This is a genomic window from Youhaiella tibetensis, assembly GCF_008000755.1.
GTDB classification, from domain to species: domain Bacteria; phylum Pseudomonadota; class Alphaproteobacteria; order Rhizobiales; family Devosiaceae; genus Paradevosia; species Paradevosia tibetensis.
Window position 1 is genome coordinate 3,603,337 of the sequence record NZ_CP041690.1, and the last position, 20,643, is coordinate 3,623,979.

Sequence of the window (20,643 nt, forward strand, 5' to 3'; positions counted from 1 at the left end):
ATCAGGAGGGCTGCGCACCGCGCGCGCCTGATCCGCCAGGGAGGCGGCAAGGGCCGGACCCGCAAAGAGCGGGCCGGCCTTTTCACTTGCATGTGGCGGAACATCCCCGCCCCTCGCCGCGTTTGCCGACGAGGAGGTTTGCAATGTTCCCCAATCTGTTACCCAAGACCCTGCCCGTCCTGGTGCTCCTCGCCGCCGCGTCTCCCGCCTTCGCGCAGGATGCCACCAAGCCCTCGGCCCTCGACGCTCCCGTCGCGCCCAATGCCGGCATGACCGAGACCCAGTTGCACCGCCCCACCGTTCTTTCGGAAGGCTACCACCCGCTCTCGAGCGACAACCTCGCCTCGCTCGTCATCGGCATGAGCGTCTTTTCCGGCCCCTCCGACACCGCCGATCTTATCGGCTCGATCGATGACCTTGTCGTCGCCGCCGATGGTCATATCGCCGCCGTCGTCCTGGGCGTTGGCGGCTACCTGGGGATCGGGGAGAAGAGCGTCACCGTGGATTACTCCCAACTCCAGTGGAGCAAGGCGCCCGACGGCACCGACCGCATCGTGCTCAACGTCACCAAGGATGCCCTCGCCGCCGCGCCCGACTTCACCTGGAACCAGGACCTGAGCAACGCCCGCGCCGATCTCGCCGAGCAGCAGGCGGAAGCGGAGAACTTCGCGCCCAACCCCAACGACGCCTCCAATATCAGCCCGGACGCCACCACCGACATGCCCGAGCCCGGCCATGTCGATAGCGCCGCCCTCCAGCCGATCGATGCCGCCGCGCTCACGGCCGAGGACCTCAAGGGCATCGCCGTCTATGGCCCCGATGACGAACTCATCGGCACCATCGGCGACTTTGTCCTCAGCCCCGATGGCAAGGTCGATGCCGTGGTCGTCGATGTCGGTGGCTTCCTGGGCCTGGGCAAGAAGCCGGTCGCGGTTGGCTTCGAGAACCTCTCGTTCTCGGTCGATGCCAACGACAACCGCTATCTCTTCCTCAGCGCCTCCAAGCAGGAGCTCGAGGACCAGCCGGCTTTCGACAAGTCCACCTACGCGGCCGACCGCGCCGCCCAGCGCCTCGTCGTCCATCCCTGACGGATCGCAAAACGAAAGAGGGCTCCGCCTGGCGGAGCCCTCTGATCTCGTTGCGCGATGCGCTCAGCGCCCGTTATTGCGGAACCGCAGCCGGGCGATCTCGTCGAATTCGGCCTGCTCGATCTTGTTCTGCTCGGCCACTTCGCGCTGGTGTTCGCGCTGGTCGAGCAGTTCCACCTTCTTGAGGTCCTCGAGCGCTTCGGCCAGCGCGTCCTGCGCGCTTTCGAGCTTCTCGCGCATGTCGTTGGCCGAGGCCAGCAGGTTGTCGCGCCGTTGCAGCGCAGCCTTGGCGAAGGTCGAATAGGCGAAATGGGCAATGTCGGAAATGCCCGTCTTGGTGTGTTCGATCTCGATCTGCTGATCGAGGTCGGACGCCATGCGTTCGAAATCGGCAACCATCATCTCGATCTGAGTGACCTGCCGGCGCTTCTCGTCCACCTGGAATTTCTTGAGCCGTATGAGGCTCTCGCTGCGCGACTTCACGACTTGTACTCCTTACCCCATCAAGTCCTTCAGAGCCTAAAGGGATAACTGCCCCCGCTCGCCCTAGCCGGCCTGCTGCGCTTCCGCCATGTCCACGATCGCAGCCAGCATGTTGTAGCCGTCGGCGATCGATGTCCGCTCTTCCCGTAGCTGGCTCAGGAACGCCTCCAGCGCCGGGTTGATGGCAATAGCGCGGTCTACCTTGGGATCTGATCCTTTCCGGTATGCCCCCAGCCGGATCAGTTCCTCCATATCGGCGTAGACCGACATCAGTTCGCGCGCCTTGCTGAGCGTTGGCCGCAGGTTCGCTGGAACGCAGCCCGGCATGGTTCGCGAGATGGACCTCAGGACATTGACGGCCGGGTAACGTCCCCGTTCGGCAATGCCGCGTTCCATCACGATGTGCCCGTCGAGAATGCCGCGCACGGCATCCGCTATGGGCTCATTGTGATCATCACCTTCAACCAAAACGGTAAATAGTCCGGTAATAGAACCGGTAGAAGGCGTACCGGGTCCCGCTCTTTCCAACAGGCGCGGCAATTCCGTGAATACCGTCGGTGGATAACCCTTGGCCGTGGGGGGTTCCCCGATCGCCAGCCCGATCTCGCGCTGCGCCATGGCAAAGCGCGTCAGGCTATCCATCATGCAGAGCACCCGCCGGCCCTGGTCGCGGAAGAATTCGGAGAGCGAGAGCGTGAGATAGGCCGCCTGCCGGCGCATCAGCGCCGCTTCGTCGGAGGTTGCCACCACCACCACGGCACGCCGCAGCCCTTCTTCGCCCAGGTATTCGCTGATGAACTCGTGCACCTCGCGCCCGCGCTCGCCGATGAGCCCGATCACCGCCACGTCCACGTCCGTATTGCGCGCCAGCATCGACATGAGCACCGACTTGCCCACGCCCGATCCGGCGAAAATGCCCATGCGCTGGCCATCGCAGATAGTGGTGAAGGTATTGAGCACCCGAACGCCCAGGTCGATCGGCGCGCCCACGCGCACGCGGTCATGGGCCGCCAGCGGGTTCTGCCGCAGCGGATAGGGCACAGCGCCCGTCGCGATCGGTCCCTTCCCGTCTATGGGCTCGCCCACCGCGTTGACCACGCGCCCCAGCCAGGCCGAAGAGGGATAGACCGCCCCGTCGCTCGACTGGAAGATTGCCTTGCAGCCCAGCCGCACCCCCGAGAGCGGCCCGAACGGCAGGCACAGCGCATGGCCCTCGCGAAAGCCGATGATCTCGGCCGGCAGGAACTCGCCCGCCTGCGTCTCGATGGATACGCGCCCGCCCACGCGCAACTCGCGCACCGGGCCCACGATCTCGATCAAAAGGCCCTGCACGGTTTTGACGCGGCCGAACACTTCGACCTCGTCGATGGCATCGATGGCGGTGGTGAGCGACTTCAAGCGGCCCGCTCCGTGCGAATCATTTCGTGATCAGACCGTAACCGAACGTTAAGCAAAAAGCGTTACCAGCGAGTTTGGCGTCACTCCACCCGCCCTGCGTCGGGTTGCCACATTTCGCCACAATTCCCCCTTCCAGACCTGCAATTCAGTGAGTCCAAAGAGTCTCTTATTGGGCCTTCTTAATCCATTTTCTTAAGAAAAGTTGAGACAATTAACCCTTGCAACTCAATGACTTAGCCTAAATTGAGGTTACCAGAGATTGCGTATTGCGGATCAGAATTAAACTTTGTTAACTAATCGGGCTTAGTGTGGAGTCATATCCAGTAGGGTTGGATTGGGGCGGCCGGTCGCGCATGGACGTCGGGCCCCGAGTTCCAGCAGGAACCTGACGGCAAGGGGATTAACATGCGGGTACTCCTTATTGAGGACGACAGCGCTACGGCACAGAGCATCGAACTGATGCTCAAGTCCGAGAGTTTCAACGTCTACACCACCGATCTGGGTGAGGAAGGCGTCGATCTCGGCAAACTTTACGATTACGACATCATTCTTCTGGACCTGAACCTGCCCGATATGAGCGGGTACGAAGTCCTGCGGACCCTGCGCGTCGCCAAGGTGCAGACGCCGATCCTGATCCTTTCGGGTCTTGCGGGGATCGAGGACAAGGTTCGCGGTCTCGGCTTCGGTGCCGACGACTACATGACCAAGCCCTTCCACAAGGACGAAGCTGGTGGCCCGCATCCATGCCATCGTCCGTCGCTCCAAGGGCCACGCCCAGTCGGTCATCCAGACTGGCGAACTCACCGTCAACCTCGACACCAAGACCGTCGAGGTGGTCAACCCAGCGCGTGCATCTGACCGGGCAAGGAATACCAGATGCTCGAACTGCTCTCCACTCCGTAAGGGTACGACCCTGACCAAGGAGATGTTCCTTAACCACCTCTACGGCGGTATGGACGAGCCGGAACTCAAGATCATCGACGTGTTCATCTGCAAGCTGCGCAAGAAGCTTTCCGTTGCGACCGGCGGCAAGAACTACATCGAAACCGTCTGGGGCCGCGGCTACGTGCTGCGTGAACCCGACGAGAACGAAGTCTACTCCGAAAGCGCCTGATAAGCGCTTGGCTCCATCGTCACAAAACCTGACCCCGCTCCAGAATGGTGCGGGGTTCTTGTTTTGAGGGATCGTCAACTCAACCAACAAGACCCGCTTCCCCGGCAAACGCTGGGGTCCGGAAACCGCCGCGCAGTCCCCTCGCCCTACGCGGCACCCACCGCTTCAGCCAGGTAGGGCGCATCGGGCGGCGTCGCATACTCCCAGAAGCTTCCCGGCAGTCCCGTCCCCGTCCACACCGCCGCCACCGGCAACTGCGAAGCCGGCCACCGCACGGTCGCCCAGCTCGGATCGAACACCAACGCGCCCGGATCGCCCAGCATCTCGATGCGGTTGCCTCCCGGCTCGAACACATAGAGGAACGTGGTCTTGCCTATGCCGTGCCGGCCCGGGCCGTGCTCGATCCGCACGCCCTCCTCCCGGCAGAGGTCGGCAAAGTCGAACAGCGCCTCGTTCGTCCCCGCGCAGAAACATGCATGGTGCAGCCGCCCCGCCGCAGGACCAGGTTCAGGGACCAGCGCCATGTCGTGCGAGAGATTGGTGACGCTCAGCCAACTCGCCACCGTCGGCCCGTTCCCATCCACGACCACCGCCTCGCGCTCGGCAAAGCCGAGCGTTGCCGCCAGGAAGTCGCGGGTGCCCTCAACGTCCTTGGCCGTCAGGTTGAAATGGTCGAGCCGGCGGACCGGGATGCCGGTGCGCGGGCGCCGGAACGGCCGGTTGAGGAGCCCGGAGGCCTGGCCATCGGGCGCGCTCGCATAGTCCACCTCCCAGAAGATCTCCCAGCGCTGGCCATTGGGCAGGTCGAACTGATAGGCCGGCCCGTGTCCGGGCTCGCCCTCGATCCAGCCCCGTCCGCGGCCGCTGGCCTCGATCGCCGCCACGCGCCGCGCCAGCGCCGCCGCCGACCGTGTCCGCCAGGCGGCATGACCAAGCCCGGGTCGATCGGACCGCGTGAGCTTGAGGCTATGGTGGTAGCGCTCCTCGTAGCACGCCAGATAGGCCGATTGCCCGCTCCGTTCGGTAATGTGCAGGCCCATCAGCTCGGTAAAGAATGCGACGGACCCCTCGAGGTCCGGTGTCAGCAGTTCGATATGCGCCAGGTGCGCCAGGTCCAGAACCGGCTCGGCATCCATCGTCGTCGGTGAATCAGAAATCGTCATCGTCGGCTCCTTGTCTCGGGTTCGGTCAAGTCGCAGAGAGAGAAATTTGGATCGATCCACAAAATGGATGCGCGCCCGCCGCTCCGGAGTCAAGAAGGATTTGGAACGATCCAAGAAATCGGCTACCGTGTCACCATGAACAGCCAGTCCAAACCCACGCTGGTCGATGTCGCCCAGGCTGCCGGTGTCTCGCGCAGCACCGCCTCGAACGTCTTCGCCCATCCCCAGCGCGTCCGGCCCGCCATCCGCCAGCGCGTCGAGGAAGCCGCCCGTTCGCTTGGCTATCTCGGCCCCGATCCGCGCGGCGGCCGGCTTCGCGCCGGCAAGTTCAACGCCTTGGGCTTCATCATTCCCGGCACCTATGGGCTGGTCAATCTCATCGAGAGCCCCTATGGGCGCGAGCTCATCCTGGGCCTCTCCGACGCCTGCGACGCCGCCGGCGTCTCCCTGACCCTCGTCGATGGCGGGGGCGAACAGGCGAATACCGCCGTCGCCAATGCCCTCGTCGATGGCTTCGTGCTCACCAACACCCGCGACCCCGGCCTCGCCCGGACCATGGCCCAGCGCGCCCTGCCCTTCACCATCATCGACATGCCCGCCGCGCCCGAATTTCCCTCGGTAGGCATCGATGCCCATGGCGGAGCCCTCGAGGCGGCGCGGCACCTTCTCGCGCAGGGCCACCGCCGCTTCGCCATCGTCTCGGTGCGGCACGAGCCCGGCCCCGCGATCGTCCATCCGCCCGGTCGCGGCCGCCGCCTCCATGACGCCTTTCCGCTCGATGAAGCCAAACTGCGCGGCTATGCCGAGGCGCTGGCCGAAGCTGGCCTCTCCATCGACGACATGTCCATCGTCGAAAGCGTCCCCTGGGACCCCGAGATCGGATCGGCCATCCTAGAGGCCGCGCCCGACGCCACCGCTCTCCTCGTCATGTCCGACCGGCAGGCTCTCACGGTGCTGCGCGAAGCGCGCAAGCGTGGCATCGCCGTTCCGGGCGCCCTATCGATCGTGGGGTTCGATGGCGTTCCCGAGGGCGCCCATGCCAGTCCGCGCCTGACCACGGTCGTCCAGCCGATCAGGGAAAAGGCGCGCCTCGCCGCCGCCATGGTGCTGGGGCTGGAGCCGCATGCCCGGCATATCCTGCCGGCACGTCTCCATATTCGCGGTTCGAGCGGTCCCGCGCCCGCCTAGCCGGCGGTCTCGAGCTGGAACTTGGCTTCCAGGATATCGCGGTCGAACGGCTTCATCACGTAGTCGTCCGCGCCCGCCTTGAGCGCCAGCGCGATCTGGCCGATGTCGTTCTCGGTGGTCATGTAGACCACATGCGGCTTCTCGCCCCCGACATAGGCGCGCAACAGCTTGAGGAATTCCAGCCCGCTCATGATCGGCATCTGCCAGTCGAGCAGGATCGCGTCGGGCATTTCCTGGCGGCACTTGTCGAAGGCTTCCTGCCCGTCCTCGGCCTCCCCGACGATGAAGTCGATGTCCTCGAGGATTCGCGCGGCAACCTTGCGCACCACGCTCGAGTCATCGACGATCAGGCAGGATTTCATGGCGCGGCTCGCAAAACGGCTTTCGCCCCGATTATGGGGCGAAAGTCCCTACGAATGGTTAGCGAACGATTGGCGCTCAGGCCGCTTCCGCCGCGGCCGCCTTGGGCGTGGCGGTGAACACGAACTCTTCGTTCTCGATGCCGATCTTGAGTTCCATCTCGGTCATGCGCGCCAGGATGCCGGTGTAGAACGGCTGGATGCCCCGCGCGTCCACGCCTTCCTCGGGCGCGCCCGAGAGCAGCCCTTCCGAGCCCGCCGGGATCAGCGTCTTGGGGCCCTTGGCCGTCAGCCGGAAGGCTTCCTGCCCGGCCGGACCGGAGATCTCGGCCTTGACATACCCGCCGCGCGGCACCGAACCGGCCGCGATCAGCAGCATGTTCATGAAGAGCTTGGCCTTGTGCTTGGGCATCAGGATCGCCGGCACCTGCCAGTCGAGCTCGGCCTTCTCGATCTCGAACAGCAGCTTGGCCACGCGCTCGCATTCGCGCGTATCGAAATCGGTGCCCGCCGTCGAGGACGCCCCATAGGCGAGGCGGGCGAATTCGAGCTTGGCGCGCGACTGCTTGGCCGCGTTGGCGATGAGGTCGCGCGCGAAGGGCGCCATTTCCGCCTGTCCGGGGTCGGCCAGCACTTCCAGCCCGTTGCCGATCGCCCCGACCGGGTTGATCAGGTCGTGGCACACGCGCGAACACAGCATTGCCGCCAGGTCGGTCGCCTTGAGCTCGATGATGTCGGCCATGACATTTCCCCGCATAGAATCAATTTCTGCAACCATGACGCAGCCGCGCGCCTTGGGCAATCAAGCCGATCAGTTTGTCGAAAGGTCTTTGGAGAGTTCGGCCCAGTGCTCGATCGCGTCGGTCATCGCCTTCTTGGGCGAAAGCAGGAACGCGTCGCGATTGGCCGTCGAATAGAAGAGATAGAGCCGCTGGCCCACCATCGTATAGACACGTGGATTGCCGTCCGACAGGAACCCCCGGGCCACGCCCATGGCGCAATAGCCGCCGAACTGGGGGGCGTAGACCTCCGGATCGGCCTTGAACACGTCCAGGTTCGCCTTGTTGGCGAAATACCAGGTGACCCCGCCCCAGTCATAGGCCAGGTCCACGGTGCCCTGCAGCGGTTCCTTCTCGGTGAAATAGCTCACCGGATCGTTCCCATCCAGCGCCACCCCCGTTAAGGGATTGGAAACTATGGCGGTAGTGACCACTGAGGCCGCCAGAGCCGGCGAAACCTGAGCAAATCCGGGCCAGAACGCCGGGATGAGCAGCCCTATGGTTAAGATTTGTTTACGGATTTGCCGCATCATTGCCCCGATGGACGCTCAGCTTGAGCGCGACGTGAATCGGGCATCACCCTAGCGCACAAACCATGAGCCGCAGGTAAATGCCGGATGGGCCGCAAGCCCTTATGGAGGAACTCGAGATGTTCAATCGGCTCGCTAAGGGTCTGATCGCAGGCCTGGTCGTGCTCTCCGGCCTCCTGGCCCCGCAGCTTTCGCTCGCCCAGCAGGGCTCGCTCAGCGATACCTATTCGGGCGAGGAGCTGGTCAACAAGGGCGGCGCTTTCTTCGGCTCGGTCTCCCAGGGCCTGGCTTCGCTGGTCGAAAAAGTGGTGTCCCAGTATGGCCTGCCCAACGGCTATATCCTTGGCGAGGAAGCGGGCGGCGCCCTCTTTGCCGGCGCCAAGTACGGCCAGGGCGTGCTCTATACCCGCAACCTGGGCGAATACCCGGTCTACTGGCAGGGTCCCTCTGTCGGCCTCGATTTCGGCGGCGACGGCTCCAAGGTCATGATGCTGGTCTATTCCCTGCCCGACATCAATTCCATCTACGAGCGTTATCCGGGCGTCAACGGCTCGGCCTATGTCGTGGGCGGCTTCGGCATGACCGTGATGAAGCGCCAGAACGTGGTGCTCGTCCCCATCCGCTCGGGCGTGGGCGCGCGGCTCGGCGTCAATGTCGGCTACCTCAAATTCACCCAGGAGCCCACCTGGAATCCCTTCTGAGACGCATCGAGTCTCCGCCACGCAACAGCCCCTCACATTAGGCTGAGCCGGTAAGGTTAAGCCTTGGCAAGACTGGCCCCTTGCCGCCATAACTGCTTTTTGTCGCGGGGGTGCGCGGTTGCCGCCCTTCCCGCGGGCGTTGCGGAGTGATCCATGGGTATCGAGAACATCATGTACTTCGCGCTGGGGCTGCTGTTGGCGGCCCTTTTGGCGTTGGCGATCATGCCCGCCATCTGGAAGCGCGCCGTACGTCTCACCAAGCGCCGCATCGAAGCGGCCACGCCCATGTCGATGGCCGAGTTCCGGGCCGACAAGGATCAGTTGCGCGCCGAATTCGCCCTGTCCACGCGCCGGCTCGAAATGACTATCGAGACCCTGCGCAAGCGCCTGGCCGAGGAGCTCGGCGACGTCAGCCGCCGCAAGGCCGACATTGCCGGCATCAAGACCGAGCGCGAGCAGCACCAGGCCGTCGTCGCGGACCTTGAGGCGCGCGAGGCCGAGCTCAACCGCCGCGTTGCCGAGCTCGAAAAGGAAAGCACCGACCTCAACCAGCGCCTGCGCATGCGCGACCGCGATTTCGCCAGCCGCACCGAGGAACTGGACAAGGCCCGCAGCGCCATTCGCTCCGAATTCCCCGCCGGCACCGAAATCGATGGTGAAGCCCTCTCGGGCGACTACGACCAGGATACCGACCGGCTCCTGGCCGCGCTTGCCGTCGAACGCAAGCGCGCTGCCTTCCTCGAGGCGCAGACCCGCGCCCTTATCGAAAAGCTCGACGCGTCGCCCAAGCGCTCCGCCGACACCAACGCGGCCATCGCCGAACTGCGCCGCGCGCTGGCCGCCCGCGATGCCGCCGCCGACGCCTTCAATGCCGATCTCGCCACCGCCGAGGCGCGCCTCGCCAGCGCCGAGACCCAGCTCAATGCCCTGCTCCAGGAAACCGCGCCGCCGGCCGACGAGGGCGCCAACAAGGTCCAGCAACTGCTGGCCGAAAAACTCTCGCTCGAGGAAAAGACCGAAAAGCTCAAGCACAAGGTCGCCGGCATCGAATCCATCATCCTGGCCGGCTGGGGCACCCCTGCCGCCGATGCCACGGCGCTGCGCGAACGGCTGGGCGAAATCGCGTCCGACGTCAGCCGCATCGTCTATACGCTCGATGACGAGCCCGCCGCTCCCGAGGTGGAAGAGAGCCTTTTCGACCGCGTGCAGCGCTTTGCCGACGACAGTGCCGAGGTCGAGCCCCTGCCCATGCCTCCGCCGGCCAGTGCCAAGCCACGCGGCCGGGTTTCCAACCGCATGGCGGCTGTCCGCGACATCCAGGGCCGCGGCTAGGCCCGCCTTATTCCACTACGATGTCGAGCTGCTGCTTCATCTCGCCGGTGGCGCCGTCGAAGATCCGCACCTGCATGGCCGGGCCGATCCTGTAGGTCACGCTCACCGTGCCGTTGCTGGCCACGGCCGAAACCACCTCGGCGCCCTGCGGCAGCCGCAGGGCCTGGGCGGCATAGGCGCCGGCCGGAGCGGTTGCGCTCGCCGGCGCGCTCTGCGATGAGCGATAGACAAGTGCTATCGCGATGGCGATAAAGCCCACCAGCAACAAGCCGATCGAAAACATGAACGAGCGCTTGGCCCGCGCGATGATCGCCTGGGCTTCAGGCGACAGGGTTTGATTTTCGGCCGATGGATCAGGAGCGCTCATGCAGGACTTGTCCGGTGAGGAAATCGAATTCGAATACGTCGTCGAGCCCGCCGCGGCCGGCACGCGCATGGACGCCTTGCTGGCCAGGGCACACACCGTCTTCAGTCGCAACCGCATCAAGGATCTGATCCTTGAAGGCGCCGTGACCGTCGACGGGGCACGGGTCGACGAGCCCAAATACCGCGTCAAGGCTGGCGAGACAATCGTTCTCATCGCCCCCGAGCCCGAAGACCCCGATCCGCAGCCCGAGGATATCCCGCTCGACATCCTCTATGAGGACGACCAGCTGATCGTCATCAACAAGCCCGTCGGCATGGTCGTGCACCCGGCCCCCGGCAGTTGGACCGGCACGCTGGTCAATGCCCTCATCTTCCATTGCGGAGCGAGCCTCAAGGGTATCGGCGGGGTCAAGCGCCCCGGCATCGTCCACCGGCTCGACAAGGATACGTCGGGCGTCATGGTCGCAGCCAAGACCGAACGCACCCTCAAGCACCTGGCCGCCCAGTTCGCCGATCACGGCCGCACCGGTCCCCTGCATCGCGCCTATACCGCCTATGCCTGGGGACGCACCGAAAGCGCCCGCGGCACGATCGATGCCCCCTTGGGCCGCGACCAGCACAACCGCCTCAAGCAGGCCGTGCGCCGCGACGGCAAGGAAGCAATCACCCATTACCAGTCTCTCGCCCGCTTCGGCGACGAGGGCTGGGACATCACTAAGCTCACCTGCGAACTCGAGACCGGCCGCACCCACCAGATCCGCGTCCACATGACCCATATCGGTCATCCGCTGGTCGGGGACGCCGTCTATGCTCCCGGCTTCGCCACCAAGATCAACCGCCTGCCCGAGAACCTGCGCGCCATCGTCGCCGGTCTGGGCCGGCAGGCGCTCCACGCCGCCGAACTCGGCTTCGAGCATCCGGTGACCGGCGAGGAGATGTTCTTCGAGGCCGAACTGCCGGCCGATCTGCTGGCCCTGGACGAGGCGCTGCAACCTTACGACCGCGCCTATGCTCGTTAACAAAGCTTAAGGTGATTCCGCCCGCGTCCCGGTCTAGCTTGCAGATGCGCCCTTTCCCGGCAACCTTTCGGAAAATCGCGCATTAAGAGTGACGGGCGGGTCTTATCAGCGCCCAAAATCGACCTATATATGCCCATGTGCCCTCCTGTGCCGTAAAGGACGGGACGGGTGCGCTCTGCCCGCAAAAGCGGGGGAAAGGGGACTACAATGGCCCAGACCAATCTACCGGTTCTCTCGACCGAAGGTGGCCTTAGCCGCTATCTCCAGGAAATCCGCAAGTTCCCGATGCTGGAACCGGATGAGGAGTTCATGCTGGCCAAGCGCTACAAGGAGCACGCCGACCCCTCGGCTGCCCAGAAGCTCATCACCTCGCATCTGCGCTTGGTAGCGAAGATCGCGATGGGTTACCGTGGCTACGGCCTGCCGATCTCCGAGGTCATCTCGGAAGGCAATGTCGGCCTCATGCATGCCGTCAAGCGCTTCGAGCCCGACAAGGGCTTCCGCCTTGCGACCTATGCCATGTGGTGGATCCGCGCCGCCATCCAGGAATACGTTCTGCGGTCCTGGTCGCTGGTCAAGATCGGCACCACGGCTGCCCAGAAGCGCCTGTTCTTCAACCTGCGCAAGATCAAGGGACAGATCGCCGCCCTCGATGACGGCTCGCTCCATCCCGACCAGATCAAGCAGATCGCCACCACCCTCAACGTCTCGGAAGACGACGTGGTGTCCATGAATTCCCGCCTCACCGGCGACGCCTCCCTCAACGCGCCCATGCGCGCCGACGAAGGGGCTTCCGAGTGGCAGGATTGGCTCGTGGACGACACGCCCGACCAGGAGACGGTGCTTGGCGACAGCGAGGAATACGACGAGCGCATGGGTCTTCTGACCAATGCCATGGACGTGCTCAACGACCGTGAAAAGGCCATCTTCCAGGCCCGGCGCCTGAAGGAAAACCCGGCCACGCTCGAAGAGCTCGCCCAGCAATACGACGTCTCGCGCGAACGCATCCGCCAGATCGAGGTCCGCGCCTTCGAAAAGGTCCAGGAAGCCGTCCAGACCGCCGCCCGCGACCGGGCCCGCGAAAACGCCTGAACCCGACGCGATCGATAAAACCAGCAAAGCCGCCGCAAGGCGGCTTTGTCGCATCCGGGATCAGGCCGCCGCGGGCTGATACCGAACGACGTGTATTTCGGCTTCCCGCTTGCGCTGCTGGGCGATGTCCCATCCGGTCTGCATTCGCAGCATCGTCTCCATCCCGATCCCGAACGCCTTCTCGAACCGCAGCGCCATCTCCGGCGAAAGCGACGACCTCTGGTTGAGGAGCGCGGAGAGCGCCGGACGCGTCACCCCAAGGATGTTGGCGGCATCCGTGACCGTCAGCCCATAGGCCTCCACGATCTCGGTCTTGAGAAAGTCGCCGGGGTGCGGCGGCATCATGCCCATCTCTTCCATGTTGGCCTCAATGATAGTCTTCCAGGTCGAGGTCATCGACGATCGGGGGAACACCGACAACGTTGAATGTCAGGCGCCAGTTGGCAGAGATATGCGCCGACCAGACACCCTTGCGGTCCCCAGACAGTTGGTGAAGCCGCCAGGTCGGCAACGCCCGAAGCTCCTCGATCGTCTCCACGTACCTCAAAGCGGCAACGATCTTGCGAATCTTGTCCACGAGGGCGGGCGGCAACCCGGACGGATCGTCCGAGCGATAAAACCTTCGCAACCCCTTATGCCGGATCGTCCCGATGATCATAGCCTGCGAAGGTGTATCGTGTAAAGTTACACGATACACTCATCCCCTGAGCGCCCATTCGGCCGCCAGTCAACCGCAGCGACACGCGTCCGTCTCTTGGGATTTCTCCCATGCCGCTTAGCCGCTGGAATTCGCCGTTCAGATTCCCTTCAGAACACCGGAAATCTCGTTCAGGAATTCATCCTTGGCCCGGGGCCCGGCCATGACCGAGGTCTTTTTCTTGTCCTTGATCAGCTTGGCGAAAATCACCCGTTGCTCGCCCTTGTCGGCCCAGCCGACGAACCAGCCCAGCCGCAGCGGCCCCTTGGCGATGTAGCTCGTGCCGGTCTTGCCGCGCACGGTCCAGCCGCCCGCCTCGAACACCGGCATGGTCTCGCGCGTCTTGGCCAGCGCCTCGAGCGACACCGGCAGCCGGTCCTCCAGCAGCTTGGCGACGAACGCCACCTGCTGGCGCGGTGTGATCCGCAGCGACGTGTTGAGCCAGGCCTTGTTCAGCCCACCCGAGACGTCGGCGTTGCCATAGTCGAAATCGGCCACGAACCGGGCGAAGGTCTCCATACCCATTTGCCGGGTCAGCACCCGCGAATACCAGAGTACGGAATCGCGCAGCCAGGTCCTGGGCGTGGTCGTCGCCTTGTCCTCGGGCTTGTTGACCCCGTATTCGGCCTTCCACGGCAGCGCCGGGTGATCGCCGTCCTTGAGCCAACCGGTCTCGAATCCCATCACCGCCAGCGGCACCTTGAAGGTCGAGGCCGGTGTGTTGGGCTGGTCGCAGTCCTCGCCCGCCTCGTGGATCACCGCCTTGCTTTGCCCATCGACAATGAGCAGGCAACCCTCTTCCGCCATGGCCGGAGTGGCGAGGGCGAGCCCCAAAAAGATACCAGAAACCAAGTGCTTCACGCTTACCTCCGTAATGCGGAGAGCAAGGCCGGCAAGTGTGACTTTTCCACGATCAGCAGCCAGGGCGTATCGTCGGCCGGCTCGATTTCGATGCGTTCGGTTAAGGATTCGTTAGAGGTGCCGATGAGCCCGCCCTGCTCCAGGTGCAACCCGTCGAGGGGGTAGAGCAGTCCTTCCGAATGCACGAAATCGATCGGCGCCAGGGGGTAGATCGAGACCCGCTCGCCCTTGGGAAGACGGAACGCGAACGGCCCGCTCATCGCCAGTGCCACGTCGTGCTCGTCCGAGAGGATGATCCGCCGCTCGCGCGCGAACCGGGTTGCCGCGCTGATGGCCGAAAGCGTGTGGTCGAACCGCCGCCCCGTCATCCCCAGCGCCACCGTCACCGGCGCGCGCGTCGAATAAAGGCTCTTCTCGAAGTCGGTGGTGATCTGCTCGCCGATGTGAAACACCCGCGTCGCCTCCGGCCACCCTTCCGGGTCCGAGATCGAATCCAGGTCCCCGATGATGGCATCGGGCACCAGCCCCGCCTCCATGATGGCATCGCCCCCGCTGTCGGCGCCCACGAGCCGGGCGCCCTGGGCCGAAAGCCGTTTGAGCAGCGGCACGTCCACGGCGCCGCCGCCGACGATCACGAGAAGCCCATCCACGACGAAGGGCAGGCCAGACTGGTTTGGGTCTTGCACGGAACGATAACTCTCTCTATGTCTCAAGCCGTCTCGCTGGGGTGTTCCGGGTTTCCCGGAGCTGAGAGTTACCCATTGAACCTGAACCAGGTCATGCTGGCGGAGGAAGTTCGAGATGGCAAGGGTCGCCCGTCTCGCGTCCCCGACCATTCCTGTTCCCTTCTCGTTACATGACCGCAACGACCCGAAGGGAACGACCCATGGTCAAATCCATCCGCTTCGCGCTTGCGGTTCTTGCCGGCCTTGCCGCGGCTTTGCCCGCGGCGGCCCAGGAAGCGCCCACGCTCACCATCTACACCTATGACGGCTTCGCCTCCGAGTGGGGCCCCGGCCCCGGCCTCAAGAAAGGCTTCGAGGCTCAGTGCAACGGCTGCACCGTCAATTTCGTCGCTGCCGATTCCTCGATCGGCGCCCTGCGCAAGGTCCAGCTCGAAGGCGCCACCACCGAGGCCGACATGATCCTCGGCCTTGATACCGCCACCGCTGGAGAAGCCCGCGCCACCGGCCTCTTCGCCGAACATGGCCTCGATATCCAGGGGCTCTCCCTGCCCGTCGCCTGGACCGACAAGGAATTCGCTCCCTTCGACTGGGGCTATTTCGCCTTCGTCTACAACAAGACCAAGGTCCCCAACCCGCCCAGGTCCTTCGAGGACCTCATCGCGATGCCCGAGAGCTTCAAGATCGTCATCGAGGACCCGCGCTCGGACACCCCCGGCTTCGGCCTCCTTCTCTGGATCAAGGCCGCCTATGGCGACAAGGCTCCCGAGATCTGGAAGGGCCTCAAGCCCCATATCCTGACCATGGCCAAGGGCTGGTCAGAGGCTTACGGCCTCTTCCTCAAGGGCGAGGCCGACATGGCCATGTCCTACACCACCTCGCCCGCCTACCACGCCGTGGCCGAGAACGACGAGAACTACGCCTTCGCCGAATTCACCGAGGGCCATTACCCGCAGATCGAGGTGGCGGGCATCCTCAAGTCTTCGCCGCACCAGGAACTGGCCAGGCAATTCCTCGCCTATCTTACCAGCAAGGAAGCCCAGACCATCATCCCGACGACCAACTGGATGTACCCGGTGGTCGATATCGGCGATGCCCTGCCGGCCGCCTTCAACGCCCAGCCCAAGCCCGCCAAGGTGCTCGAGCTCGACGAAGCCACCATCACCGCCAATTCCAAGTCCTGGATCGATGAAGCCCTCGCTGCCATCCAGTGAGGATCGGCTGATCCTGCCGTCCCGCCCGCTCCGCCTTTTTGGCGGAGCGGCAACGGCCCTCTTCATTGCCGGCCTGGTGGTCATGGTCCTCTGGTCCATCCTCCATGCCGCCGCCAATGAGCCGCAGGTCGCCCAGTCCACCATCGACATTCCGCACCTCCTGCGGATGACTTCGATCCAGGCCGGTCTGACCACCATCCTCTCGCTTGTCGTCGGCACGGCGCTGGCCTGGTGCCTCAACCGCCTCACTTTTCCGGGCCGCGGGCTGGTCGTCGGTCTCTTCGCCGCCGCCATCGTCACCCCGGGGCTGATCGTTGCCTTCGGGCTGCTCTCGGTCTGGGGCCGCAACGGCTGGATCAACGCGGCCCTGTCCCCGCTCGGCCTTTCCATCGGCAACCCGATGTTCGGCCTGCCCGGCATCCTCTTCGCCCACGTCATTCTCGATGCCGCCTTCGCCGCCCGTGTGCTGCTCGCCCGGCTCGACGGCATCCCCACCGCGCGCCTCAAGACCGGCCAGAGCCTGGCGCTCGGCCCCGTCCAGCGCTTCGCCATGATCGATTGGCCCGCCATCCGCGGCGCCCTGCCCGGCCTCGCCGCCATCATCTTCCTCATCGCCTTCACCAGCTTCCCCATCGTGCTGCTGCTCGGGGGCGGCCCCGCCAACCAGACGCTGGAAGTGGCGATCTATTCGGCCGTCCGCCTCGATTTCGACCTGCGCGGCGCCGTCAATCTCGCGCTCGTCCAGATCGGGGTGTGCTCGGCCATCATCCTGCTCGCCTCGGCCCTGGCGCCGGTCCCGACCAGCCTCGGCCCGTCCGGGGGCCAATCCTGGGCCGACCGGCCGGCGGCTCGCGCCTTTCAATGGCTGATCCTCCTCGTCTGCCTCCTGGCCTTCGTGCTGCCACTGCTTTCGGTGCTCATCGATGGCCTCGCTCCCGGCCTGCGCGGCATTCTCGCCGTCACCGGCCGCGACAGCTTCAAGGCCGCCATTGTCACCAGCCTCGTCATCGGCCTGGCCTCGGCCACGCTCTGCGTGCTCTTCGCGCTGTTGCTCGCCATGGCGCGCGCCACTACCGCCCGGCACCTTGCCCGCATCGGCCTGGGCGCCCCCGCCTATGCCTATCTGGCCGTCCCCGCCGTGGTGCTGGCGCTCGGCTTCTTCCTGCTCGTGCGCAACATGGGCATCCGCGCCGACACGGCCGCGCCCTATGTCGTGGTCATCGCCAATGCCCTGCTCTCGCTGCCCTTCGCCATCGCCACCCTCGGCCCGCCGCTCGAGGCCATCGCGCGTGGCCAGGGCCGCCTCGTGCGCGCCCTGGGGCTCACCGGCTGGCAGCAGTTCGCACTGGTGGAATTCCCCCTGCTCGGGCGCGACCTCGGCGTCGCCTTCGCCCTCGCCTTCTGCTTCTCGCTGGGCGATCTCGGCGTCATCTCGCTCTTCGGCACGCAGGATTTCGCCACCCTCCCGCTCCTCATGTACCGGGCTCTTGGCACCTATCGCAGCAATGACGCCGCCGTCATCGCTGCCCTCATGCTCATCCTCGCCCTCCTCGCCTTCATCGGCCTGCCGCGCCTTTTCGAAAAGCTCGCCAATGCTCAAGCTTGATGCCCTGACCTACGCCCATCCGGGCTCCGGTCTCACCTACCGCTTCGACCTGCGCGCCTATCCGGGGCAGGTCACCGCCATCACCGGCCCCTCGGGCTCGGGCAAGTCGACCCTGCTCGATCTCATCGCCGGCTTCCTTCGCCCGACCTCGGGCACCATGACGCTCGACAGCCTCGATCTCGTGCCCCTGCCGCCCGAGAAGCGTCCGGTTTCGCTGCTCTTCCAGTCCGAAACCCTCTTCGAGCACCTCTCCGCCGAGCGCAACATCGCCCTCGGCCTGCCCCCGCGGACACCGCGCGCCGAAGCCGCGTCCCGCATCGCCGCCGCCCTTTCCGAAGTCGGCCTCCCCGAAGTCGGCACGCAGCGCGCCGCGACCCTCTCGGGCGGGCAGAAACAGCGCGTCGCGCTCGCCCGCACGCTCCTGCGCGGCCGCCCGATCCTGCTTCTGGACGAACCCTTCTCGGCCCTCGACGACGAAACCCGCATCGCCACCCGCACCCTGGTGCGCAACCTCACTCAGGCCCACCGCTGGCACACCATCCTCGTCAGCCACCACGCCGACGACGTCGCCTCGATGGCGACCGTGAAATACCGGATCGAAGCGGGAGAACTGGTCGAGGGCTAGGCGCCTCCCACCCGGGCACGACCGGGCCGGCACGTCTCCCTCCCCCTGTTGGGAGGGAGCAAGGTGGGGGTGGGCCAGCATCCCAAAACAAAAGTGGCCCCGACATCGCGTCGGGGCCACCAAATTCATTCGCGTGCCAAACCCTAGTTCTCGGCCAGCGGCGGTGCCTTGGCCCATTCGGCGAACACGTCATCGAAGAGCTTGGCCGCCTCGTCGCTCTTTTCGAGCGTGATGATGGCGCGCTTGCCCGTCGCATAGATGATCGCCAGGTCCATCCACTTGCGTGAGGTCAGCAGGTTCGTGTTCGTCGTCGAATCCGTTGGCGAGGCGCTCAGCGCAAAGAGGAACGAGTTCCCCACCACGCGGGCCGAAGCGCCGATGAGCGGAGTACCCTGCACCAGTTCCTCGTTCTTGAGCAGCACCCCGGGCAGCCCCGCGATTGAACCGCCGATAAAGGTCTGGCTGACGTCGAAATTGACTTCCATCAGGTGGCTGGCCGGCAGGCTCGGATCGGCATTGCGGCGGATGAGCACGTCAACGGTAAGGTTGCGGGCCGGAATCTTGGCCTTGCCCACCAGCGTCGGCTGGCCGACTTCATCCTTGCCCTGCGTCCAATCCACCGTGCCCGAGAACGGCACGGCGCCGGTCGTGCCGTCGTCGGACGCTTCGAGCAGCAGCGACTGGTTGCCCGCCAGGCTTCCCGCCGATGGCGTCGCCGCATCGGCATTGGCCACCTGCGGCGTCCCGGCCGGGTCGTCGCTGGCCGGCAGGCGATCGCTGCTCTTGTCTTCGGCATTGGGCGCGTTGACTTCCACCGGCGGCACCACGGCCGGCGCGGTCGTCTCGGCGGTCAGCCGGTCATCCTGCTTGAGCTCCTGGGTCGGCTCGGCTGTCTGCGCGGTCGCCACGGTATTGCCCGGGCCGGTTGCCGGCTCGGTGGTGGCGTTATCGGCCGTCGGCGTGCTCGCTGCCGCCGGCGTCGGGTCTGCGCTCGCCTCGGCGGCCGGAGCGCTCTGGCCGAACATGGCTGCCGGGTCGACATAACCCTCGCGCCAGGCCCAGTAGCCAGCCCCGCCGGCACCCAGCAGCAACAGCACGAAGACGGCCAGGAAAATGGTCACGGCATTGATGCCGCCACCGCGCCCGCCCTCGACCGGACCGGGCTCGAAATCCTCGTCCTCGTCGGTGAGCGCGATCGAGGGCTTGCCCGGCTTGGCCGGCGCATCCTCGCTCTTGCCGACATCCGGCGCCTCGCTCGCCTCGGCAGCGCCCGCCGGCGTCGCCTCCCCGCGTGCTTCGCGGTCGAGCGTGGCAATGGCACGGTCGATGGTGACCTGCGGATCGTTGGCCGGCGCATCGATCACCGCCGGTTCGACCTCGACCTCGCGCACGCTCGAGAGCGCGACCGCGCCCTGCTGCTCGATGGCGGCGATCGGCTCGGCCACATGCTGGCGCGCCACGGCCTGCGAATGCAGGGACGGCTCGATACGATGGGCGGCTGCGGCTGCGACGTGTCCGTCGCGGCGCGGCTCGAACGTCGGCCCCTTGAGCGGCGCGTTATGCGGCTTGACCGAGGGATTGTTAAAGGCCAGCGGCGTCGATGGCCCGCTCTTGTTCGCCTCGGCGCGCGCCACGATCGAAGGGATGGAGCGCTGGGGCTGCTCGTCCGGCTTTGCCGGCTCGGGCGTCTCGGCCACTTCGGGGGTGACTTCCACCACCGGCTCGGGCGCCGCTTCCACGGGCTCGGCCTCGGCGCGGTCGGCTTCGGCGATCAGCGCCTGGATCTGGTCGACCTCGGCTACCGGTTCTTCTTCCGCCACCGGCTCGGGTTCCGGCTCTGCCTCCGGCTCGGCTTCGATTTCTTCTTCCGGCTCGGCTTCCGCTTTCACCGGCTCTACCGGGGCCGCAACCACCGGCTCCGGCTCGGCTTCCGCGATCGGCTCGGGTTCGGGCTCGACCTCCGGTTCCGGCTCGGGCTCAGGCTCGGGTTCGGGCTCTGGTTCCACGGCCGGGGGCGGCGGCTCCGCCACGGCCTCGGGCACCCGCACGCGTGGCGCGGGTGCGTCTTCCTGGTTCTTGAGGTCCGCGATCACCGCCTCGCTGGCTTCGCGCTCGACCTGGCGGATGCAGTCTTCGAGCTGGAGACGGTGCTGGGTGATCTCGCGGGCAGGCAGGGGCGGATCGATGGCGCGCAGCTGTCCAACAAGCGCGGTCCGCGCCTTCTCATAGACCGCACGCCGAGCGGCGCCGTTGTTTTCAGGCAGGACAGAAATTGCCCGCCTTAACAGCTCTTTGTAATCCGCCATTGCCTACCTGGTACCCACAATTCAACGCGGTGTTTTAAC

Annotated in this window: 21 protein-coding genes, 1 pseudogene and 1 riboswitch; of the genes and pseudogenes, 10 read left to right on the forward strand and 12 right to left on the reverse strand. The window is 65.4% G+C overall.

Annotated elements, in window-relative coordinates:
- Positions 1 to 143 precede the first annotated feature (143 nt).
- Positions 144 to 1,088 carry a PRC-barrel domain-containing protein gene (locus FNA67_RS17620; RefSeq protein ID WP_147657306.1) on the forward strand — a complete coding sequence of 315 codons (945 nt, stop codon included), beginning with the start codon at positions 144 to 146 and terminating at the stop codon, positions 1,086 to 1,088.
- Positions 1,089 to 1,151: 63 nt separating this feature from the next.
- Here FNA67_RS17620 and fliJ read toward each other — a convergent pair whose 3' ends face one another.
- Together fliJ and fliI are read right to left on the reverse strand one after the other, a co-directional pair.
- Entirely contained in the window at positions 1,152 to 1,571 is a 420-nt protein-coding gene (fliJ, locus tag FNA67_RS17625; RefSeq protein WP_049706366.1) for a flagellar export protein FliJ, read from the reverse strand.
- A 63-nt stretch (positions 1,572 to 1,634) separates the two neighbouring features.
- Positions 1,635 to 2,969: a flagellar protein export ATPase FliI gene (gene fliI / locus FNA67_RS17630; RefSeq protein WP_049706367.1), complete on the reverse strand. Its 1,335-nt coding sequence runs from the start codon at positions 2,967 to 2,969 to the stop codon at positions 1,635 to 1,637.
- A 405-nt stretch (positions 2,970 to 3,374) separates the two neighbouring features.
- On the opposite strand from fliI, the pseudogene ctrA reads away from it, so the two are divergent.
- Positions 3,375 to 4,083, forward strand: a pseudogene (ctrA, locus tag FNA67_RS17635) (response regulator transcription factor CtrA).
- A 146-nt stretch (positions 4,084 to 4,229) separates the two neighbouring features.
- Here ctrA and FNA67_RS17640 read toward each other — a convergent pair.
- Entirely contained in the window at positions 4,230 to 5,246 is a 1,017-nt protein-coding gene (locus FNA67_RS17640) for a VOC family protein (protein ID WP_210246396.1), read from the reverse strand.
- Positions 5,247 to 5,381: 135 nt separating this feature from the next.
- Between FNA67_RS17640 and FNA67_RS17645 the strand changes: the two genes are divergently transcribed.
- Positions 5,382 to 6,434: a LacI family DNA-binding transcriptional regulator gene (locus FNA67_RS17645; protein WP_170267351.1), complete on the forward strand. Its 1,053-nt coding sequence runs from the start codon at positions 5,382 to 5,384 to the stop codon at positions 6,432 to 6,434.
- On the opposite strand, the gene FNA67_RS17650 is transcribed toward FNA67_RS17645, so the two are convergent.
- The 3 genes from FNA67_RS17650 to FNA67_RS17660 all read right to left on the reverse strand — a co-directional run bounded on the left by FNA67_RS17650 (position 6,431) and on the right by FNA67_RS17660 (position 8,006).
- The gene (locus tag FNA67_RS17650) at positions 6,431 to 6,796 is read right to left on the reverse strand and encodes a response regulator (RefSeq protein WP_049706371.1); all 366 of its coding nucleotides are present in this window, start codon (positions 6,794 to 6,796) and stop codon (positions 6,431 to 6,433) included. The two genes, FNA67_RS17645 and FNA67_RS17650, sit on opposite strands and share 4 nt — an antisense overlap.
- 76 nt (positions 6,797 to 6,872) lie before the next feature.
- A complete protein-coding gene (gene chpT, locus FNA67_RS17655; protein WP_082202224.1) occupies positions 6,873 to 7,535 on the reverse strand; it encodes a histidine phosphotransferase ChpT in 663 nt (220 codons plus the stop codon).
- A 69-nt stretch (positions 7,536 to 7,604) separates the two neighbouring features.
- On the reverse strand, positions 7,605 to 8,006 hold the full coding sequence (locus tag FNA67_RS17660; protein WP_145976783.1) for a YHS domain-containing (seleno)protein: 402 nt from the start codon (positions 8,004 to 8,006) through the stop codon (positions 7,605 to 7,607).
- 215 nt (positions 8,007 to 8,221) lie between these two features.
- On the opposite strand from FNA67_RS17660, the gene FNA67_RS17665 reads away from it, so the two are divergent.
- Both FNA67_RS17665 and FNA67_RS17670 read left to right on the forward strand, forming a co-directional pair.
- Positions 8,222 to 8,803 (forward strand): DUF1134 domain-containing protein, encoded by a 582-nt coding sequence (locus FNA67_RS17665; RefSeq protein ID WP_053168024.1) that lies wholly within the window; start codon positions 8,222 to 8,224, stop codon positions 8,801 to 8,803.
- A 153-nt stretch (positions 8,804 to 8,956) separates the two neighbouring features.
- Entirely contained in the window at positions 8,957 to 10,135 is a 1,179-nt protein-coding gene (locus tag FNA67_RS17670) for a coiled-coil domain-containing protein (RefSeq protein WP_049706373.1), read from the forward strand.
- Positions 10,136 to 10,142: 7 nt separating this feature from the next.
- Here FNA67_RS17670 and FNA67_RS17675 read toward each other — a convergent pair whose 3' ends face one another.
- Positions 10,143 to 10,502 carry a DUF6476 family protein gene (locus tag FNA67_RS17675; RefSeq protein WP_147657310.1) on the reverse strand — a complete coding sequence of 120 codons (360 nt, stop codon included), beginning with the start codon at positions 10,500 to 10,502 and terminating at the stop codon, positions 10,143 to 10,145.
- Here FNA67_RS17675 and FNA67_RS17680 point away from each other — a divergent pair.
- Positions 10,501 to 11,520 (forward strand): RluA family pseudouridine synthase, encoded by a 1,020-nt coding sequence (locus FNA67_RS17680; protein WP_147657312.1) that lies wholly within the window; start codon positions 10,501 to 10,503, stop codon positions 11,518 to 11,520. The two genes, FNA67_RS17675 and FNA67_RS17680, sit on opposite strands and share 2 nt — an antisense overlap.
- 207 nt (positions 11,521 to 11,727) lie before the next feature.
- Positions 11,728 to 12,612 carry an RNA polymerase sigma factor RpoH gene (gene rpoH / locus FNA67_RS17685; protein WP_049706376.1) on the forward strand — a complete coding sequence of 295 codons (885 nt, stop codon included), beginning with the start codon at positions 11,728 to 11,730 and terminating at the stop codon, positions 12,610 to 12,612.
- A gap of 60 nt (positions 12,613 to 12,672) precedes the next feature.
- On the opposite strand, the gene FNA67_RS17690 is transcribed toward rpoH, so the two are convergent.
- The 4 genes from FNA67_RS17690 to FNA67_RS17705 all read right to left on the reverse strand — a co-directional run bounded on the left by FNA67_RS17690 (position 12,673) and on the right by FNA67_RS17705 (position 14,856).
- Positions 12,673 to 13,008, reverse strand: coding sequence for a HigA family addiction module antitoxin (locus tag FNA67_RS17690; protein WP_170267352.1), 336 nt, complete (start codon positions 13,006 to 13,008; stop codon positions 12,673 to 12,675).
- The gene (locus tag FNA67_RS17695; protein WP_147657314.1) at positions 12,980 to 13,270 is read right to left on the reverse strand and encodes a type II toxin-antitoxin system RelE/ParE family toxin; all 291 of its coding nucleotides are present in this window, start codon (positions 13,268 to 13,270) and stop codon (positions 12,980 to 12,982) included. The genes FNA67_RS17690 and FNA67_RS17695 overlap by 29 nt, the downstream gene beginning before the upstream one ends.
- A gap of 138 nt (positions 13,271 to 13,408) precedes the next feature.
- Complete coding sequence (locus FNA67_RS17700; protein WP_147657316.1) at positions 13,409 to 14,170, reverse strand: class D beta-lactamase; 762 nt, start codon at positions 14,168 to 14,170, stop codon at positions 13,409 to 13,411.
- Between the two features lie 2 nt (positions 14,171 to 14,172).
- Positions 14,173 to 14,856, reverse strand: coding sequence for a thiamine diphosphokinase (locus FNA67_RS17705; protein ID WP_170267353.1), 684 nt, complete (start codon positions 14,854 to 14,856; stop codon positions 14,173 to 14,175).
- Between the two features lie 27 nt (positions 14,857 to 14,883).
- Positions 14,884 to 14,981, forward strand: a riboswitch (TPP riboswitch).
- A gap of 75 nt (positions 14,982 to 15,056) precedes the next feature.
- On the opposite strand from FNA67_RS17705, the gene thiB reads away from it, so the two are divergent.
- Genes thiB through FNA67_RS22000 form a run of 3 tightly spaced genes read left to right on the forward strand, consistent with a single transcriptional unit; the run spans position 15,057 to position 18,298 of the window.
- Complete coding sequence (thiB, locus tag FNA67_RS17710) at positions 15,057 to 16,067, forward strand: thiamine ABC transporter substrate binding subunit (RefSeq protein ID WP_049706381.1); 1,011 nt, start codon at positions 15,057 to 15,059, stop codon at positions 16,065 to 16,067.
- Positions 16,042 to 17,673 (forward strand): ABC transporter permease family protein, encoded by a 1,632-nt coding sequence (locus FNA67_RS21995; protein ID WP_170267354.1) that lies wholly within the window; start codon positions 16,042 to 16,044, stop codon positions 17,671 to 17,673. The genes thiB and FNA67_RS21995 overlap by 26 nt, the downstream gene beginning before the upstream one ends.
- Positions 17,660 to 18,298: an ATP-binding cassette domain-containing protein gene (locus FNA67_RS22000; RefSeq protein ID WP_170267355.1), complete on the forward strand. Its 639-nt coding sequence runs from the start codon at positions 17,660 to 17,662 to the stop codon at positions 18,296 to 18,298. The genes FNA67_RS21995 and FNA67_RS22000 overlap by 14 nt, the downstream gene beginning before the upstream one ends.
- 143 nt (positions 18,299 to 18,441) lie before the next feature.
- Here the strand turns inward: FNA67_RS22000 and FNA67_RS22005 are convergent, their stop codons facing one another.
- A complete protein-coding gene (locus FNA67_RS22005) occupies positions 18,442 to 20,604 on the reverse strand; it encodes a hypothetical protein (protein WP_170267356.1) in 2,163 nt (720 codons plus the stop codon).
- Between the last annotated feature and the right edge of the window lie 39 nt (positions 20,605 to 20,643).

What these genes read in the sequence shown, in the direction of transcription:
- FNA67_RS17620 (WP_147657306.1), top strand. Translation starts at nt 144, where the DNA reads ATGTTCCCCAATCTGTTACCCAAGACCCTGCCCGTCCTGGTGCTCCTC.
- FNA67_RS17640 (WP_210246396.1), bottom strand. Translation starts at nt 5,246, where the DNA reads ATGACGATTTCTGATTCACCGACGACGATGGATGCCGAGCCGGTTCTG.
- FNA67_RS17645 (WP_170267351.1), top strand. Translation starts at nt 5,382, where the DNA reads ATGAACAGCCAGTCCAAACCCACGCTGGTCGATGTCGCCCAGGCTGCC.
- FNA67_RS17650 (WP_049706371.1), bottom strand. Translation starts at nt 6,796, where the DNA reads ATGAAATCCTGCCTGATCGTCGATGACTCGAGCGTGGTGCGCAAGGTT.
- chpT (WP_082202224.1), bottom strand. Translation starts at nt 7,535, where the DNA reads ATGGCCGACATCATCGAGCTCAAGGCGACCGACCTGGCGGCAATGCTG.
- FNA67_RS17665 (WP_053168024.1), top strand. Translation starts at nt 8,222, where the DNA reads ATGTTCAATCGGCTCGCTAAGGGTCTGATCGCAGGCCTGGTCGTGCTC.
- FNA67_RS17670 (WP_049706373.1), top strand. Translation starts at nt 8,957, where the DNA reads ATGGGTATCGAGAACATCATGTACTTCGCGCTGGGGCTGCTGTTGGCG.
- FNA67_RS17680 (WP_147657312.1), top strand. Translation starts at nt 10,501, where the DNA reads ATGCAGGACTTGTCCGGTGAGGAAATCGAATTCGAATACGTCGTCGAG.
- FNA67_RS17675 (WP_147657310.1), bottom strand. Translation starts at nt 10,502, where the DNA reads ATGAGCGCTCCTGATCCATCGGCCGAAAATCAAACCCTGTCGCCTGAA.
- rpoH (WP_049706376.1), top strand. Translation starts at nt 11,728, where the DNA reads ATGGCCCAGACCAATCTACCGGTTCTCTCGACCGAAGGTGGCCTTAGC.
- FNA67_RS17690 (WP_170267352.1), bottom strand. Translation starts at nt 13,008, where the DNA reads ATGACCTCGACCTGGAAGACTATCATTGAGGCCAACATGGAAGAGATG.
- FNA67_RS17695 (WP_147657314.1), bottom strand. Translation starts at nt 13,270, where the DNA reads ATGATCATCGGGACGATCCGGCATAAGGGGTTGCGAAGGTTTTATCGC.
- thiB (WP_049706381.1), top strand. Translation starts at nt 15,057, where the DNA reads ATGGTCAAATCCATCCGCTTCGCGCTTGCGGTTCTTGCCGGCCTTGCC.
- FNA67_RS21995 (WP_170267354.1), top strand. Translation starts at nt 16,042, where the DNA reads ATGAAGCCCTCGCTGCCATCCAGTGAGGATCGGCTGATCCTGCCGTCC.
- FNA67_RS22000 (WP_170267355.1), top strand. Translation starts at nt 17,660, where the DNA reads ATGCTCAAGCTTGATGCCCTGACCTACGCCCATCCGGGCTCCGGTCTC.
- FNA67_RS22005 (WP_170267356.1), bottom strand. Translation starts at nt 20,604, where the DNA reads ATGGCGGATTACAAAGAGCTGTTAAGGCGGGCAATTTCTGTCCTGCCT.